We start from the raw sequence: 16,215 nt of genomic DNA on the forward strand, positions 1-16,215 counted from the left end.
GGGATCAGCTACATGACGAAATGGGTCTACACCTTCGGCGACGGCAAGGCCGAGGGCAAAGCCGACATGAAGAACCTGCTCGGCGGCAAGGGTGCCAACCTCGCCGAGATGTCCAACCTCGGCCTGCCCGTCCCTCCCGGCTTCACCATCACATCCGAGGTGTGCACCTATTATTACGCCCACGGCGAGACCTACCCGGCCGAGCTGAAGGGCGAGGTGGAGACCGCGCTGGCGCAGGTGGGCCAGCTGGCGGCCAAGTCGTTCGGCGACGCCGCCAACCCGCTCCTGGTCTCGGTGCGCTCGGGCGCCCGCGCCTCCATGCCGGGCATGATGGACACGGTGCTCAACCTCGGCCTCAACGACGAGACCGTGGAGGCCGTGGCCAGGCTCGCCGGCGACCGGCGCTTCGCCTATGACAGCTACCGCCGCTTCATCACCATGTATTCCGACGTGGTGCTGGGCGTGAGCCACCACCATTTCGAGGAGATCCTGGAGCACTACAAGCTCCAGAACGGCCACACCCTCGACACCGACCTCAGCGCCGACGACTGGGCGGCCCTGGTGGTGAAGTACAAGGCGAAGGTGCTGGCCGAGCTCGGCAAGCCCTTCCCGCAGGACCCGCACGAGCAGCTGTGGGGCGCCATTGGCGCCGTGTTCGGCTCCTGGATGAACGCCCGCGCCATCACCTACCGCCGGCTGCACTCCATCCCGGAGAGCTGGGGCACGGCGGTGAACGTGCAGTCCATGGTGTTCGGCAACATGGGCGAGACCTCGGCCACCGGCGTCGCCTTCACCCGCAACCCGTCCACCGGCGAGAACGCGCTCTATGGCGAGTTCCTGGTGAACGCCCAGGGCGAGGACGTGGTGGCGGGCATCCGCACCCCGCAGGACCTCACCGAGAAGGCCCGCAAGGCCGCCGGCTCCGACAAGCCCTCCATGGAACTGGCCCTGCCCGACGCCTTCAAGGAGTTCGAGCGCATCTCGCATGTGCTCGAAAACCATTACCGGGACATGCAGGACCTCGAGTTCACGGTGGAGAAGGGCAAGCTCTGGATGCTCCAGACGCGCTCCGGCAAGCGCACCGCCAAGGCGGCCCTGCGCATCGCCGTGGAGCTCGCCGCCGAGGGGCTGATCACCGAGCAGGAGGCCGTGGGTCGGGTCGACCCCGCCGCCCTCGACCAGCTGCTGCATCCCGCCATCGATCCCAAGGCCGAGCGCAAGGTGATCGCCTCGGGCCTGCCGGCCTCTCCCGGCGCCGCCTCCGGCTCCATCGTGTTCTCCGCCGACGAGGCCGAGGCCATGAAGGAGCAGGGCCGCAAGGTGATCCTGGTGCGCGTGGAAACGAGCCCCGAGGACATCCACGGCATGCACGCCGCCCAGGGCATCCTCACCTCGCGCGGCGGCATGACCTCCCACGCCGCCGTGGTGGCGCGCGGCATGGGCAAGCCCTGCGTCTCCGGCGCCGGCTCTCTGCGCATCGACTATGCGGCGCAGACGCTGACCGTCGCCGGCCAGACCTTCAGGAAGGGCGACATCATCACCATCGACGGCTCCACCGGACAGGTGCTGGCCGGCGAGGTGCCCATGCTCCAGCCGGAGCTGTCGGGCGAGTTCGCCACCCTCATGGGCTGGGCCGACAAGGTGCGCAAGCTCAAGGTCCGCGCCAACGCCGAGACCCCGGCGGATGCCCGCATGGCCCGCTCGTTCGGCGCCGAGGGCATCGGCCTGTCGCGCACCGAGCACATGTTCTTCGACGCCGGCCGCATTCTCGCCGTGCGCGAGATGATCCTCGCCGACGACGAGGCCGGCCGCCGCTCGGCCCTGGCCAAGCTGCTGCCCATGCAGCGGGCGGACTTCGTCGAGCTGTTCGAGATCATGAAGGGCCTGCCGGTCACCATCCGCCTGCTCGACCCGCCGCTGCACGAGTTCCTGCCCCACACGGCGGAGGAGACCGCCGAGGTGGCGAAGAGCCTCGGCGTCGACGTGGAGCGCATTGAGCGGCGCAACAAGGAGCTGCACGAGGTGAACCCGATGCTCGGGTTCCGCGGCTGCCGCATCGCCATCGCCTTCCCCGAGATCGCCGAGATGCAGGCGCGCGCCATCTTCGAGGCGGCGGTCATCGCCGCCAAGAGCACCGGCGAGGCGGTGGTGCCGGAGGTGATGGTGCCGCTCATCGCCACCAAGGCCGAGTTCGATATCGTCGACAAGGTGATCCGCGACACCGCCGCGGCGGTGGAGAAGGAGACCGGCGCCACCCTCACCTTCCAGGTGGGCACCATGATCGAGCTGCCCCGCGCCGCCTTGCGCGCCGAAGAGATCGCCAAGGGCGCCGAATTCTTCTCCTTCGGCACCAACGACCTCACCCAGACCTGCTTCGGCGTCTCGCGCGACGATGCCGGCACCTTCCTCGGCCCGTACGTGCAGAAGGGCATCCTGGAGACCGACCCCTTCGTCTCCATCGACGTGGACGGCGTGGGCGAGCTGGTGAAGATCGGCGTGGAGCGCGGCCGCCGGTCGCGGCCCAACATCAAGCTCGGCATCTGCGGCGAGCACGGCGGCGACCCGGCCTCCGTCGCTTTCTGCCACGAGGTGGGGCTCGATTACGTGTCCTGCTCGCCCTTCCGCGTGCCGATCGCCCGGCTGGCGGCGGCGCAGGCGGCGCTGAAGAAGTAGGGCGGCCGGCTCGCAAGGGCCGCCATTCCCCGCACCGCGGGCACCAGCGAGCAAGGCCACCCGGAGACACATGTCCGGGTGGCCTTCGCATTTTTACCGGGCACGTCCACCGCGCAGCCGGGAACCAGCACGGCCGCCGGCCGTTTCCCTTGCGCGCGCCGGACGGCGACGCCAACGGTTGAGGCACATTATGGAAGACGCCCAAGTGGGTTGGATCGCCGCCATCATCATCGGCGGGCTCGCCGGCTGGATCGCATCCTCCTTCATGAAGAGCGGTACCGGCCTCTTCATGAACATCATCCTCGGCATCCTCGGCGCCGCCATCGCCAGCTTCCTGTTCGGGCTGCTGGGGGTGAGCTTCGGCGGCTGGCTCGGCTACCTGGTGGCCGGCGTCGTCGGCGCCTGCATCCTGATCGGCGGGGCGCGGGCGCTCAGGGCCTGACCCGATCCCCTCACTGCACGAAAGTGTTGCTGAGGGTGCCGATGCCGGCGATCTCCACCTCGATGGTGTTGGATGGCTCCTTCATGGTGCCCACCCCCACCGAGGTGCCGCAGGCGATGAGGTCGCCGGGATTCAGCGTCATCTCCCGCGACAGCAGCGAGACGAGGCGTGCCGGCGGAAAGATCATGTCGGAGAGCGGATAGTCCTGCCGCTCCTGCCCGTTGAGGATGGTGCGCACGCGCGCCGTCGCCGGATCGAAGCCGGTGACGATCCACGGGCCGAACGGGCCGTAGCCGTCGATGCCCTTGGCTCGCGCCCATTGCGGGAAGGTGGGATCGCGGGTGAGGATATCGGCGGCGGTGATGTCGTTCACCACCGTGTAGCCGAAGATGTAGTCCGCCGCCGCGTCCTCAGAGACGTTGGTGGCGGTCCGGCCGATGACGATGCCCAGCTCGCCCTCGTACACGGTCTTGCCGTCATAGCCGGCCGGCCGGCGCACGGTGGCCCCCGGCGCCGCCACCGAGGTGGTGGCCTTGAGCAGATAGAGCGGCTCGGCCGGCTCGGCCACCTTCAGCCTGGCCGCCAGCTCATGGAAATTGTTCCACAAAGCGACGATCTTGGTGGGCGCGCACGGCGCCTCCAGCGTCACGTCGGCAAGGGCGAGACGCGCGCCGGTGGGGGTGGCGCCGGAGAACATGCAGCCCTCGTGCACGGCGATGGCGTCGCCCTCAAGGGTGCCGAAGCCGGTCTTTCCGTCGGCGGCGAAGCGCAGCCAGGTGGCCATGGGTGTTTCCTCTGGGATTGTTTGGCGGGCAGCAGCCTCGTGCCTCGGCCGACTGGAACGAAGTGGAAGGAGAGCCGTGGCCCAGCGCAAGACCGCGCTGAAGGCGGCTTCATCTTGTGACGGGGCTGTTTCGGCCGGCTTCGCCGACTTTTTCCTGGGCCCCGGATCAGCTACTCCAGCTGTCGCCGTCGCTTGTCCGGGGCACTGTGGGGATCAGCCCTTGAGCACCTCGACGAGGGTCTTGCCGAGGCGAGCCGGGGACGGGGACACGCGAATGCCCGCCGCCTCCATGGCCGCGATCTTGTCCTCGGCGCCGCCCTTGCCGCCGGAGATGATGGCCCCCGCATGGCCCATGCGGCGGCCGGGAGGCGCCGTGCGGCCGGCGATGAAGCCCACCATCGGCTTCTTGCGCCCCTTCTTCGCCTCGTCGGCGATGAACTGCGCCGCCTCTTCCTCCGCCGAGCCGCCGATCTCGCCGATCATCACGATCGACTGGGTCTGCGGGTCGGCCAGGAACATCTCCAGCACGTCGATGAACTCGGTCCCCTTCACCGGGTCGCCGCCGATGCCCACCGCCGAGGTCTGCCCCAGCCCCTCCTGCGAGGTCTGGAACACCGCCTCGTAGGTCAGCGTCCCCGAGCGCGAGACGATGCCCACCGAGCCCTTCTTGAAGATGTTGGCCGGCATGATGCCGATCTTCGATTCGCCCGCCGTCACGATGCCCGGACAGTTCGGCCCGATGAGGCGGCTCTTGGAGCCCGAAAGCGCCCGCTTCACCTTCACCATGTCCAGCACCGGAATGCCTTCCGTGATGCACACGATGAGCGGGATCTCCGCGTCGATGGCTTCCAGGATCGCGTCGGCCGCCCCCGGAGGCGGCACGTAGATCACCGAGGCGTCGGCCCCGGTCTTCTCCTTCGCCTCGATCACCGTGTCGAACACCGGCAGGCCCAGATGGGTGGAGCCGCCCTTGCCCGGCGAGGTGCCGCCGACCATCTTCGTCCCGTAGATGATGGCCTGTTCCGCATGGAACGTGCCGTTCTTGCCGGTGAAGCCCTGGGTGATGACCTTGGTATTGGCGTCGATGAGCACGGACATCACGCAGCTTCCTTCTTCACCGCGGTCACGATCTTCTGCGCCGCATCATCCAGATCGTCCGCCGGGATCACGTTCAGCCCCGACTCACGGATGATCTTCTTGCCCTCGTCCACGTTGGTGCCGGCGAGGCGCACCACGAGGGGGACCTTGAGACCCACCTGGCGCACGGCGGCGATCACCCCCTCGGCGATGACGTCGCAGCGCATGATGCCGCCGAAGATGTTCACCAATATTCCCTCGACGTTCGGGTCCGCAGTGATGATCTTGAAGGCCGCGGTCACCTTCTCCTTGGTGGCGCCGCCGCCCACGTCGAGGAAGTTGGCGGGCTCGCGGCCATAGAGCTTGATGATGTCCATGGTGGCCATGGCGAGGCCGGCGCCGTTGACCATGCAGCCGATGGTGCCGTCGAGCGCGATATAGGAAAGATCGTAGCGCGAGGCCTCAATCTCCTTGAAGTCCTCCTCGCTCTCGTCGCGCAGCTGCGCCACGTCGGAATGGCGGAACAAGGCGTTGGCATCAAAGCCCACCTTGGCGTCGAGGCAGACCAGGCGGGCGTCCTTCGTCACCACCAGCGGGTTGACCTCCAGCAGGCTCATGTCCTTCTGGGTGAAGGCCCGGTAGAGGCCTTCCGTCAGCGCCACCGCCTGCCGGCCGAGGTCGCCGGAAAGCCCGAGCGCCTGCGCCACCTTGTGGCCGTGCAGGGGCTGGATGCCGGTGGCGGGGTCCACCGAGAAGGTGTGGATCTTCTCCGGCGTCGCGTGCGCCACCGCCTCGATGTCCATGCCGCCCTCGGTGGAGACCACGAAGGCGACGCGGGACGTGGCGCGGTCCACCAGCATGGAAAGGTAGAGCTCCTTGTCGATCAGGGCGCCTTCCTCCACGTACAGGCGGTTCACCTGCTTGCCCTCGGGGCCGGTCTGGAGGGTGACGAGGGTATTGCCGAGCATCTCGGCGGCGTTCGCCTTCACCTCGGCCGGGGTCCGAACCACCCGCACGCCGCCCTTCGCCCCCTCCGGCAGCTCCCTGAAACGCCCCTTGCCGCGCCCGCCGGCATGGATCTGCGCCTTGACCACGAAGGCGATACCACCCAGCGCCCGGGCGGCGGCCTCCGCCGCCTCCGGGGTGAAGGCGGCGACGCCGCGGGAGACCGGGACGCCGAAATCCTTGAGGATGGCCTTGGCCTGATATTCGTGAATGTTCATCGGGGCTTCCTCCCTCGTCGAGGGCCGCGTGCGTGGCGGCTCCGGCGCTGCTCTTCCGGCGGCGCACTTCGACCAAAGTCGGAGTGTGCACGCAATCGGCGGCACGCACCAATGCGACACGGCGCCGGTGGGGCCGGAGGCGTGACGCTCTCGGCGGGTTTGGGGCGAAGATCGCCGGGCCCCTCAGGGGCGGCGCGGAGCCGGCGGCCGGTGCGCTCAGCGCGGCGGGCCGGTCGGGCGGCGGAACCGCCGTCTCGCGGCTCGCGTCGAAGGCGGGCCGTTCAAAGGCAGCCTGTGTCTAGAGCGTTTTCGGGCGAAGTGGTTACCGGCCCGCGTGAAGAAAACGCGTTAATTCAAAGATCCAGAGCATTTCACCGATTCCGAGAAACGGGGAAATGCGCGAGGGCACGCGTCATGCCCGCCGTATGCCGGGCATCCACGTTTCGGCGCCGCCACCACGCGACAGGACCGTGCCCGGTCCTGCCGCGTGGTGGCCGGGACAAGCCCGGCCACCACGCGTGTGCGAGCGGACGGATCAGACCACGCGGCCCTCGTGCATGGACTTGATCTGCTCGGGCGAATAGCCGAGCTCGGACAGCACCTCGTCGGTGTGCTCGCCGAGCAGCGGCGAGCCGGTGACTTCCACGCTCATGTCGGAGAACTTGATCGGGCTGCCCACGGTCAGGTACTTGCCGCGCTGCTTGTGGTCCACCTCGACGATGGTGCCGCTCTTGCGCAGGGACTCGTCCTCGGCGATCTCCTTCATGGTGAGCACCGGGGCGCAGGGGATGTCGAACTTGCGCAGGATGTCCACCGCCTCGAACTTGGTCTTGTCGGCGAGCCACGCCTCGATCACGGCGAAGATGTCGAAGATCTTGTCCTGGCGGGCGCGGGCGGTGTTGTAGGCGGGATCGTTGATCCATTCCGGCTTGCCGATGGCTTCCGCCACCTTGCCCCAGGCCTGCTCCTGCACGGTGAAGTAGATGTAGGCGTTGGGATCGGTCTCCCAGCCCTTGCACTTCAGCACCCAGCCCGGCTGGCCGCCGCCGCCCGCATTGCCGCCGCGCGGCACCACGTCCGAGAACGTGCCGTGGGGGTATTGCGGGTATTCCTCCAGGTAGCCCACCCGGTCGAGGCGCTGCTGGTCGCGCAGCTTCACCCGGCACAGGTTGATGACGGCGTCCTGCATGGACACGGCCACCTTCTGGCCCTGGCCGGTCTTGTTGCGGGCGTGCAGCGCGGTGAGGATGCCGATGGCGAGGTGCATGCCGGTGTTGGAATCACCCAGCGCCGCCGCGGATACGGTGGGCGGGCCATCCCAGAAGCCGGTGGTGGAGGCGGCGCCGCCGGCGCACTGGGCCACGTTCTCGTAGACCTTCAGGTCTTCATAATGGTGGCCGTCGGAGAAGCCCTTCACCGAGGCGACGATCATGCCCGGGTTGAGCTCCTTGATGTGCTCCCAGGTGAAGCCCATGCGGTCGAGCGCGCCGGGGCCGAAATTCTCCACCAGCACGTCGCTCTCCTTGATGAGCTTCGTGAGCACTTCCTTGCCCTCGGGGGTCTTGGTGTCGAGGGTGAGCGAGCGCTTGTTGGAGTTCAGCATGGTGAAGTAGAGGGCATCGGCATTGGAGATGTCGCGCAGCTGGTTGCGCGTCACGTCGCCGGAGCCGGGGCGCTCCACCTTGATCACGTCCGCGCCGAACCAGGCGAGGAGCTGCGTGCAGGCGGGGCCCGCCTGGACGTGCGTGAAATCGATGATCTTGATGCCTTCCAATGGCTTCGTCATTGTCGCGTTCCCTTTCAACAGTGCCTTTAAGATCAAGGTGAGAAGGACCTTCGCGCCCGTCTCCTCCCAGGAACCCTCCGGTCCGGGCAGCAGGACGCCGCCGGCGGTCCGTTTCCTGCCGGTTGGCCCGGCTATGTTGCTTGTGAAAGCTCCTTCAGCTTCGCCTCGAGCTCGGCGAGGCGCTTGCGAAGGTCCCGCTCCTCCTTCCAGCGCGCCGTCTCGTCGCGGATCACCGCGGCGATCTGGGACGGCCGCCCCTCGCCCGAGGAGACGATGGCGACGGTGAAGGCGATGGAGAGGGCATGGCCGTCCTTGTGGAGGGCCGGCACGCGCAGGAGGCTGGTCCCGTAACGGGTGATGCCGGTGCGCATGGTCTCGTGATAGCCGTCCCAGTGCCGCTGGCGCTGGCGCTCGGGGATGATGATGTCGAGGGACTGGCCCAGCGCCTCATCCGGGCTAAAGCCGAACATGCGCTCGGCCGCCCGGTTCCAGAGGGTGATGGCGCCGGCCGCGTCACAGACGACGATGGCGTCGCCGACGGCATCCAGCAGCTGAGCAAGATCCAGGGCCGCAGTCATGGGACCAACTCTTCCTTCCTGAACTTCGTTCGACCTTGCCGCCGGAGGGTTCGCCGGCGGCAAGGCTCTTTCCCCGGCCGGTCCCTCAGGGCGCCGGCCGAAGGGGCGGAACCTATTCGGCCGCCATCCGCCGCGGCGTGCCGAGCGCGCCCGACCGGCGCAGGGCATCGATGCGGTCGGGCGTGAAGCCCAGCACCTCGCCCAGCACCTCGTCGGTGTGCTCGCCCAGAAGCGGCGAACGCTCCACGTCCACATGGTTGTCGGACAGCTTGATGGGGTTGCCGACGGTGAGATACGAGCCGCGCGCCGGGTGCTCCACCTCCACCAGCGTGCCGGTGGCGTAGAGGGAGCGGTCCTCGGCGATCTCCTTCATGGAGAGGATGGGCCCGCAGGGAATGTCGTAGCGGTTGAGGATCTCCATGGCCTCGAACTTGGTGTGGGCCATGGTCCACGCCTCGATGCGGGTGAAGATCTCGTTGAGGTGCGGCAGGCGCGCGGCCGGCGTCGCATAGCCGGGATCGGTCTTCCACTCGGGCTCGTGGATGACGTCGCAGATCTTCTCCCAGACCGGGCCCTGGGTGATGAAGTAGATGTAGGCGTTGGGATCGTGCTCCCAGCCCTTGCAGCGCAGGATCCGGCCGGGCTGGCCGCCGCCGGAATCGTTGCCGGCGCGCGGCACCGTGTCGCCGAAGGGCACGCCCTCGCCGTGCTGGCTGTATTCCTTGAGCGGGCCGTGGGCGAGGCGCTGCTGGTCGCGCAGCTTCACGCGGCACAGGTTGAGCACCGCATCCTGCATGGCGCACAGCACCTTCTGGCCGCGCCCGGTGTGCTCGCGCTGGAACAGCGCGGTGACGATGCCCAGCGCCAGGTGCAGGCCGGTGCCGCTGTCGCCGATCTGCGCCGCGCTGACCACCGGCGGGCCGTCGCGGAAGCCGGTGGTGGAGGCGGCGCCGCCGGCGCACTGGGCGACGTTCTCATAGACCTTGCAGTCCTCGAACGGGCCGGGGCCGAAGCCCTTCACCGAGGCGAGGATGAGGCGCGGATTGATGGAGGACAGACGCTCCCAGGTCAGCCCCATGCGGTCCAGCGCGCCGGGGGCGAAATTCTCCACCAGCACGTCGCACTGCTTCACCAGGTCTTCCAGCACGGCCTTGCCGTCCGTCGTCTTGGTGTCGAGGGTGATGGACCGCTTGTTGGAGTTGAGCATGGTGAAATAGAGGCTGTCCGCGTCGCCAAGGTCGCGCAGCTGGCCGCGCGTCACGTCGCCTTCGCCCGGCCGCTCCACCTTGATCACGTCCGCGCCGAACCAGGCGAGCAGCTGGGTGCAGCTCGGTCCGGACTGAACGTGGGTGAAGTCCAGGATGCGGACTCCCTCTAAAGCCTTGCCCATAGTGTCCTCGCAATTCCGCTCTGGGTCTCGTTCCCGGTTTTACTTTTGTTTTTGTTTGGTCTTCGGGTTCGCGCCGGCGGGACGTATCCCGCCGGCCGGTCGCGTCAGCCCGACGCTCTCACTTCTTCTTTTTCACCACGCTCTGCGGGTTCAGCGAGCCGATATTGCCGCTCTCCGAGCCGGCGGCCGGGTCGATCTCCGCATTGATCAGGGTGGGCTTGCCACTGTCCATGGCCGCGCTCACCGCGCGGTAGAGCGCGTCCGGCGAGGTGACGTTCACGCCGACGCCACCGAAGGCTTCCATCATCTTGTCGTAGCGGGCGCCGGGCACGAACACGGTGGTGCCGGGATCGCGGCCCGTGGGATCGGTGTCGGTGCCGCGATAGATGCCGTTGTTGTTGAAGATGACGATGGTGACCGGCAGGGCGTAGCGGCAGATGGTCTCCACCTCCATGCCGGAGAAGCCGAAGGCGCTGTCGCCTTCCACCGCCAGCACCGGCTTGCCGGTCTCCACCGCCGCGCCGATGGCAAATCCCATGCCGATGCCCATCACCCCCCAGGTGCCCACGTCGAGGCGCTTGCGCGGGCGATACATGTCGATGATGCCGCGGGCGAGGTCGAGGGTGTTGGCGCCCTCGTTCACCAGGATGGCGTCGGGGCGTTCCTTGACGACGGTCTTCAGGGCGCCGAGGGCGCCGTGGAAGTCCATGGGCACCGAATTCTTGAGCAGCTTCGGCGCCATCTTGGCGATGTTGGCTTCCTTCTTGGTGCGGATGTTCTCGATCCACTCGGCGGGCGGCGCCTGCCAGGAGCCGTCAAGGCGGGCGTTGAGCGCGGCGATGACGGAGCCGATGTCGCCCACCAGCGGGGCGGCGATCTCCACGTTGGAATCCATCTCGCGGGGCTCGATGTCCACCTGGATGAACTTCTTGGGCGCGTCGCCCCAGGTCTTGCCCTTGCCGTGGGAGAGCAGCCAGTTGAGCCGGGCGCCCACCAGGAGCACCACGTCGGCTTCCTTGAGCGCGGTGGAGCGCGCCGCGCCGGCCGACTGGGGATGGGTATCCTCCAGCAGGCCCTTGGCCATGCTCATGGGCAGGAAGGGAAGGCCGCTCTTCTCGATGAAGGCGCGGATCTCCTCGTCCGCCTGGGCATAGGCCGCGCCCTTGCCGAGGATGACAAGGGGCCGCCTGGCGCCCTTGAGCAGGTCGATGGCCCGGTCCACGGCGGCAGGCGCGGGGATCTGCGCCGGGGCGGGATCGATCACCTTGACGAGGGACTTGGCACCGGCCTCGGCGTCCATCACCTGGGAGAAGAGCTTCGCCGGCAGATCGAGATAGACGCCGCCGGGACGCCCCGACACCGCCGCACGGATGGCGCGGGCGACGCCGATGCCGATGTCCGCCGCGTGCAGCACGCGGAAGGCGGCCTTGCACAGGGGCTTGGCGATGGCGAGCTGGTCCATCTCCTCGTAGTCGCCCTGCTGGAGGTCGACGATCTCGCGCTCGGACGAGCCGGAAATGAGGATCATGGGGAAGCAGTTGGTGGTGGCGTTGGCCAGCGCCGTCAGGCCGTTGAGGAAGCCGGGGGCGGAGACGGTGAGGCACACGCCGGGCTTCTTGCCGAGGAAGCCGGCGATGGCCGCCGCGTTGCCGGCATTCTGCTCGTGGCGGAAGGAGATGACGCGGATCCCCTCGGCCTGGGCCATGCGGCCGAGGTCGGTGATCGGGATGCCGGGCACGCCGTAGATGGTCTCGATGCCGTTCAGCTTCAGGGCATCGATGACCAGGTGGAAGCCGTCGGTGAGCTCCGGCTCGGCCGCGGGGTCGAGATGCACCACGTTGTCTTCGATCTTGCTCTTTTCCGCCGTTGCCATGAGGCGTCTCCTTACTTGTGTCGTTCCGGGCGAGCCTGTGACCGGCCTATTCGGGGAAGACACCGTGTCGTTCCACATGAGCCGCAAGGCCCATGGTGTGTTCCCGCACCAGGCGCTCGGCGAGATCGGGGTCCCTGTGCTCGAGCGCGTCGATGATCGCCATGTGTTCCCGCATGGAGATTTCGAACCGGTTCTCCTGGCGCACCGACACCGCGCGGATGGCGCGCATGTGCAGGAACAGGTTGCCGGTCATGTCCACGATCAGCCGGCAGCCGCCCATGCGGATGACGGCCTGGTGGAAGGCGATGTTCGCCTCCGAATATTCGTGCATCTGGGCCGAGATGGGCTGGGCCTCGAACTCCTTGAAGAGGCGGTTCAGCCCGGCGATCTCGTCGTCCGACGCGGCGGTGGCCGCGAGGCGCGCGGCCATGGCCTCCAGCGCCGCCCACACCACGATGAGGTCGAGGATCTCGCGCTTGGTCTTGCGCACCACGAAGATGCCCCGGCGTGGCACGGAGCGAACGAAGCCCTCCTGCTCCAGCACCGTCATGGCCTCGCGGATGGGCGTGCGCGACACGCCCAGCGTCTCGGACAGCTGGCGCTCGTCGAGGCGGAATTCGGCGGTGGTCCCGTAGATGTCCATCTGCGTGATCGCCCGCTTCAGCGCGTCATAGGCCAGCATGCGCAGGCTGGACGCGGCCTCCAGCGGCTCCACGTTGAGCTTCGGAGGGTCCGTGGCCTGCACGGGGGTCTGATGCACGGGCGATTGATGCACGACCTGGGTTTCCTCTCCCTGGAACGGCGGCCTTCTGTCGAGGCCGTCCATCCGCGTGAAATACTGTATACGGTCTTCATAACGCCAACGCAATCCTCTCGTCCCGGAATTCCATTGCGCGCCGCAACATGGACGGCAGCTGCAATCCCGGGCGGCCGGGGCGCGGCGCGCGCGCCCCGGGGCGGCCTCACTCGGCGGCCGCCGGCTTCTCGCCCTCGGGCCTCAGCCGCGCCATGACCATGGCGATCAGCGGCCACACCAGCATCACCAGCGCGAGGGTGACGATGGAACCCACCAGCGGGTTGGACCAGAAGATGGACAGATGGCCCTGGGACACCAGCATGGCCTGGCGGAAGGAGCTTTCCGCCATGTCGCCCAGCACCAGGGCCAGCACCAGCGGCGCCAGCGGGTAGTGCAGCTTCTTGAACAGGTAGCCGATGACGCCGAAGACCAGCATGACGGCGATGTCGAGCCCGGCATTGTGCACCGTGTAGGCGCCCACCGCGCAGATCACGAGGATGACCGGCGCGATGACGCTGAACGGAATGCGCAGGATCGCCGCGAAGATCGGCACCGTGGTCAGCACCACGATCAGCCCGGCGATGTTGCCGAGATAGATCGAGGCGATGAGGCCCCACACGAACTCCTTCTGCTCCACGAACAGCAGGGGTCCCGGCTGGAGGCCCCAGATCAGCAGGCCGCCCAGCAGCACCGCCGCCGTGGGCGAGCCGGGGATGCCCAGCGTCAGCATGGGCAGCAGCGCCGAGGTGCCGGCGGCGTGGGCCGCCACTTCCGGCATCACCACGCCTTCGAGTTCGCCCTTGCCGAAGTTGCGTCCGTTCTTGGAGAACTTCTTGGCGAGGCCGTAGCTCATGAAAGAGGCCGGGGTGGCGCCGCCGGGGGTGACGCCCATCCAGCAGCCGACGATGGCCGAGCGCAGGCAGCCCACCCAGTATTTGGGCAGCTTCTTCCAGGTCTCGAACACCACCTTGGCGTTGATGGCGGCGCTCTTGCCCTTGAAGGCTAGGCCCTCTTCCATGGTCAGCAGGATCTCGCCCACCCCGAACAGGCCGATGACCGCCACCAGGAAGTCGAAGCCGCGCAAGAGCTCCACCGAGCCGAAGGTCATGCGCAGCTGGCCGGTCACCGTGTCGATGCCCACCGCCGCCAGCGCGAAGCCGAGCATCATGGCGGCGATGACCTTCGCCGCCGGCTCCCGTCCCATGCCCACGAAGGCGCAGAAGGTGAGGAGATAGACCGCGAAGAATTCCGCCGGGCCGAACTGCAGCGCGAACTTGGCGATCACCGGCGCCAGGAAGGTGATGAGCAGCACCGCGAAGAAGGCGCCGATGAAGGAGCCGGTGAAGGCCCCGGTCAGCGCCTCGCCGGCTTTTCCCTTCTGGGCCATGGGATGGCCGTCGAAGGTGGTGGCCACGCTCCACGGCTCGCCGGGGATGTTGAACAGGATGGAGGTGATGGCGCCGCCGAACAGCGCTCCCCAATAGATGGAGGAGAGCATGATGATGGCGGAAACCGGCGTCATCGAGAAGGTGAGCGGCAGGAGGATGGCGACGCCGTTGGCGCCTCCGAGCCCCGGCAGCACGCCGATGAGGACGCCGAGCGTGATGCCGACGAACATGTAGACGATGTTCATGGGGTCGGCGAGGACGCCAAACCCACCGATGAGGGACGTGAGCGCTTCCACGGGGGTCCTCCGTTGCGCCTCCTCTGCCGGCTTCTGGCGGCGGCTGGAGGGGCGGGCGCGTGGTTCGTTGGTCGGGTTTCGCCGTCTCCAGGCGTCGCGGCTGAGCCGGCGCGCCTGTCGCGGACTTGACGGTCGCGGGGCGCCCGCCGGCCTCGTCCCGGAGGGAGCAAGGGGACGCGGACGCGACGCAGGAGGCGCGGGCGCTGCGGGCCCCGGGCCAATACGGCGGTCCGGCCCGTTCACGCATCAGGATGTCGCGCGCCTCGAATTTCAGGCGCCTCGGATTTCAGGCGGCGCTCAGTAGCCGAGGGCGGTCTCGAGCGGCCCCTTCGGCAGCGGCACGAGGAACCAGATCTCGAACATCACGAACAGCGCCAGGGGTACCCCCACCGCGACCGGAAGGATGCGCGCGATCGAATACTTGCCGAGCCACCACATGAAGAAGGCGATGAACACGGCGGAGGCGAGGTAGATCCCCACCAGGAAGATCAGCCCCACATAGGCCGTCGTCGGCACCAGCACCTGCATCACCGACTTGAGCTGGGTGCGATCGACGAAGTTGCCGAGGTCGGGATGGCGCGTGACCAGCGCCTGCACCACCGTGACGGCGCTGGCGACGAACATGATCAGGCCCACATAGAAGGGGAAGTATCCCGCCTGCGGCCCGTCCGACGCCCAGCTCATGCCGACGCGCACGCTGTCCGCCATCACCAGCGCGGCCAGCGCCATGAAGACGAGGGCCACCGCCACGTCCACGGTGCGGTTGGTGACGGTTGTCTCACTGTGTCCGGAATGCCCGGTTTCGCTGCTCATGAACCTGTCCTCCGGTTGGCCGGCAGAAGCGTCTTGCGTCGCGAAAGGCTCCCCCGGCGAAAACCGGAGGAGCCTTGCTCCTCTACTTCGCGACGAAGCCGGCCTTCTCCATCAGGTCCTTGTGGGTGGTGTCGGCCTTGCCGAGCCAGGCGGCATATTCGGGACCGGTGAGGGCGGTGGTGTTGAACGCGCCCTTCTGCATGAATTCCTGCCACTCCGGGGTGCCACGCACCTTCTTGAACAGCTCGACGAAATAGTCGACCTGCTCCTTGTTCGCCCCCGGCGGCATGAAGATGCCGCGCAGCATCAGGTATTCGATGTCGAGGCCGGCCTCCTTGCAGGTGGGAATGTCGGCCCAGGACTTGCCGTTGGCGATGGGCTCCTTGTAGGGCAGGCGCTTGTCGTCGAACACGCAGAGCGGCTTCAGCTCACCCGCGCGCCACTGGGAGACGGCCTCGATGGGGTTGTTCACCGACGACGTCACGTGCCCGCCGACCAATTGGGCGGCTACGTCGCCGCCGCCCTTGTACGGCACGTAGATGAACTTGGCGCCGGTCTTCTGCTCGATGGCGGCGGTGATGATCTGGTCTTCCTGCTTGGAGCCGGTTCCGCCCATCTTGAAGATCTGGTCGCCCGACGCCGCCTTCAGCGCGGCGAGATAGCCCTTCACGTCGTCATAGGGCGCCTTGGCGTTCACCCACAGCACGAACTCGTCGAGGGCCAGCATGCTGACCGGGGTCATGTCCTTCCAGGAGAAGGGCACGCCGGTGGCGAGCGGCGTGGTGAAGAGGTTGGACAGTGAAATGATGATCTTGTGGGGATTTCGGTTCGATCCCTTCACATCCAGAAAGCCTTCGGCGCCCGCGCCGCCAGACTTGTTGATGACCACGAGCGGCTGGCTCATCAGGTTGTTCTTCTGAACGATGCCCTGGATCATGCGCGCCATCTGGTCGGCGCCGCCGCCGGTGCCGGCGGGAACGATGAACTCCACCGTCTTCGTGGGTTCCCAGGCGAGAGCTCCGAGCGGCGTCATGGCCGCCGCCACGGCGAGCACAGCCGCACTTTTCCTGACTGTTCTGGCGATTGCCAAATGCAT

The 16,215-nt window shown here is 67.6% G+C and carries 13 protein-coding genes; 2 read left to right on the forward strand and 11 right to left on the reverse strand.

Features of this window, described 5'->3' with window-relative positions:
- Positions 1-12: 12 nt before the first annotated feature.
- Positions 13-2,673 (forward strand): pyruvate, phosphate dikinase, encoded by a 2,661-nt coding sequence (gene ppdK / locus EZH22_RS03140; protein ID WP_203194327.1) that lies wholly within the window; start codon positions 13-15, stop codon positions 2,671-2,673.
- Positions 2,674-2,863: 190 nt separating this feature from the next.
- Positions 2,864-3,115 carry a GlsB/YeaQ/YmgE family stress response membrane protein gene (locus EZH22_RS03145; protein ID WP_203194328.1) on the forward strand — a complete coding sequence of 84 codons (252 nt, stop codon included), beginning with the start codon at positions 2,864-2,866 and terminating at the stop codon, positions 3,113-3,115.
- Positions 3,116-3,125: 10 nt separating this feature from the next.
- Here the strand turns inward: EZH22_RS03145 and EZH22_RS03150 are convergent, their stop codons facing one another.
- The 11 genes from EZH22_RS03150 to EZH22_RS03200 form a co-directional block, all read right to left on the reverse strand.
- Positions 3,126-3,899 carry a fumarylacetoacetate hydrolase family protein gene (locus EZH22_RS03150; protein ID WP_203194329.1) on the reverse strand — a complete coding sequence of 258 codons (774 nt, stop codon included), beginning with the start codon at positions 3,897-3,899 and terminating at the stop codon, positions 3,126-3,128.
- 213 nt (positions 3,900-4,112) lie between these two features.
- Entirely contained in the window at positions 4,113-4,997 is an 885-nt protein-coding gene (gene sucD, locus EZH22_RS03155; RefSeq protein ID WP_203194330.1) for a succinate--CoA ligase subunit alpha, read from the reverse strand.
- Positions 4,997-6,199 (reverse strand): ADP-forming succinate--CoA ligase subunit beta, encoded by a 1,203-nt coding sequence (sucC, locus tag EZH22_RS03160; RefSeq protein ID WP_203194331.1) that lies wholly within the window; start codon positions 6,197-6,199, stop codon positions 4,997-4,999. The genes sucD and sucC overlap by 1 nt, the downstream gene beginning before the upstream one ends.
- Positions 6,200-6,734: 535 nt before the next feature.
- Positions 6,735-7,985: a formyl-CoA transferase gene (gene frc / locus EZH22_RS03165; protein WP_203194332.1), complete on the reverse strand. Its 1,251-nt coding sequence runs from the start codon at positions 7,983-7,985 to the stop codon at positions 6,735-6,737.
- A gap of 131 nt (positions 7,986-8,116) precedes the next feature.
- Entirely contained in the window at positions 8,117-8,563 is a 447-nt protein-coding gene (locus tag EZH22_RS03170; RefSeq protein WP_203194333.1) for a PAS domain-containing protein, read from the reverse strand.
- A gap of 112 nt (positions 8,564-8,675) precedes the next feature.
- Positions 8,676-9,953 carry a formyl-CoA transferase gene (frc, locus tag EZH22_RS03175; protein WP_203194334.1) on the reverse strand — a complete coding sequence of 426 codons (1,278 nt, stop codon included), beginning with the start codon at positions 9,951-9,953 and terminating at the stop codon, positions 8,676-8,678.
- A gap of 118 nt (positions 9,954-10,071) precedes the next feature.
- Positions 10,072-11,826 (reverse strand): oxalyl-CoA decarboxylase, encoded by a 1,755-nt coding sequence (oxc, locus tag EZH22_RS03180; RefSeq protein ID WP_203194335.1) that lies wholly within the window; start codon positions 11,824-11,826, stop codon positions 10,072-10,074.
- A gap of 46 nt (positions 11,827-11,872) precedes the next feature.
- Positions 11,873-12,508, reverse strand: a complete 636-nt coding sequence (locus tag EZH22_RS03185) for a GntR family transcriptional regulator (protein WP_231711484.1) — start codon at positions 12,506-12,508, stop codon at positions 11,873-11,875.
- 280 nt (positions 12,509-12,788) lie between these two features.
- Positions 12,789-14,255 (reverse strand): tripartite tricarboxylate transporter permease, encoded by a 1,467-nt coding sequence (locus tag EZH22_RS03190; RefSeq protein ID WP_408647715.1) that lies wholly within the window; start codon positions 14,253-14,255, stop codon positions 12,789-12,791.
- A gap of 348 nt (positions 14,256-14,603) precedes the next feature.
- Complete coding sequence (locus EZH22_RS03195) at positions 14,604-15,119, reverse strand: tripartite tricarboxylate transporter TctB family protein (protein ID WP_203194338.1); 516 nt, start codon at positions 15,117-15,119, stop codon at positions 14,604-14,606.
- Positions 15,120-15,201: 82 nt separating this feature from the next.
- The gene (locus EZH22_RS03200) at positions 15,202-16,215 is read right to left on the reverse strand and encodes a Bug family tripartite tricarboxylate transporter substrate binding protein (protein ID WP_203194339.1); all 1,014 of its coding nucleotides are present in this window, start codon (positions 16,213-16,215) and stop codon (positions 15,202-15,204) included.

The organism is Xanthobacter dioxanivorans, assembly GCF_016807805.1.
GTDB lineage: Bacteria > Pseudomonadota > Alphaproteobacteria > Rhizobiales > Xanthobacteraceae > Xanthobacter > Xanthobacter dioxanivorans.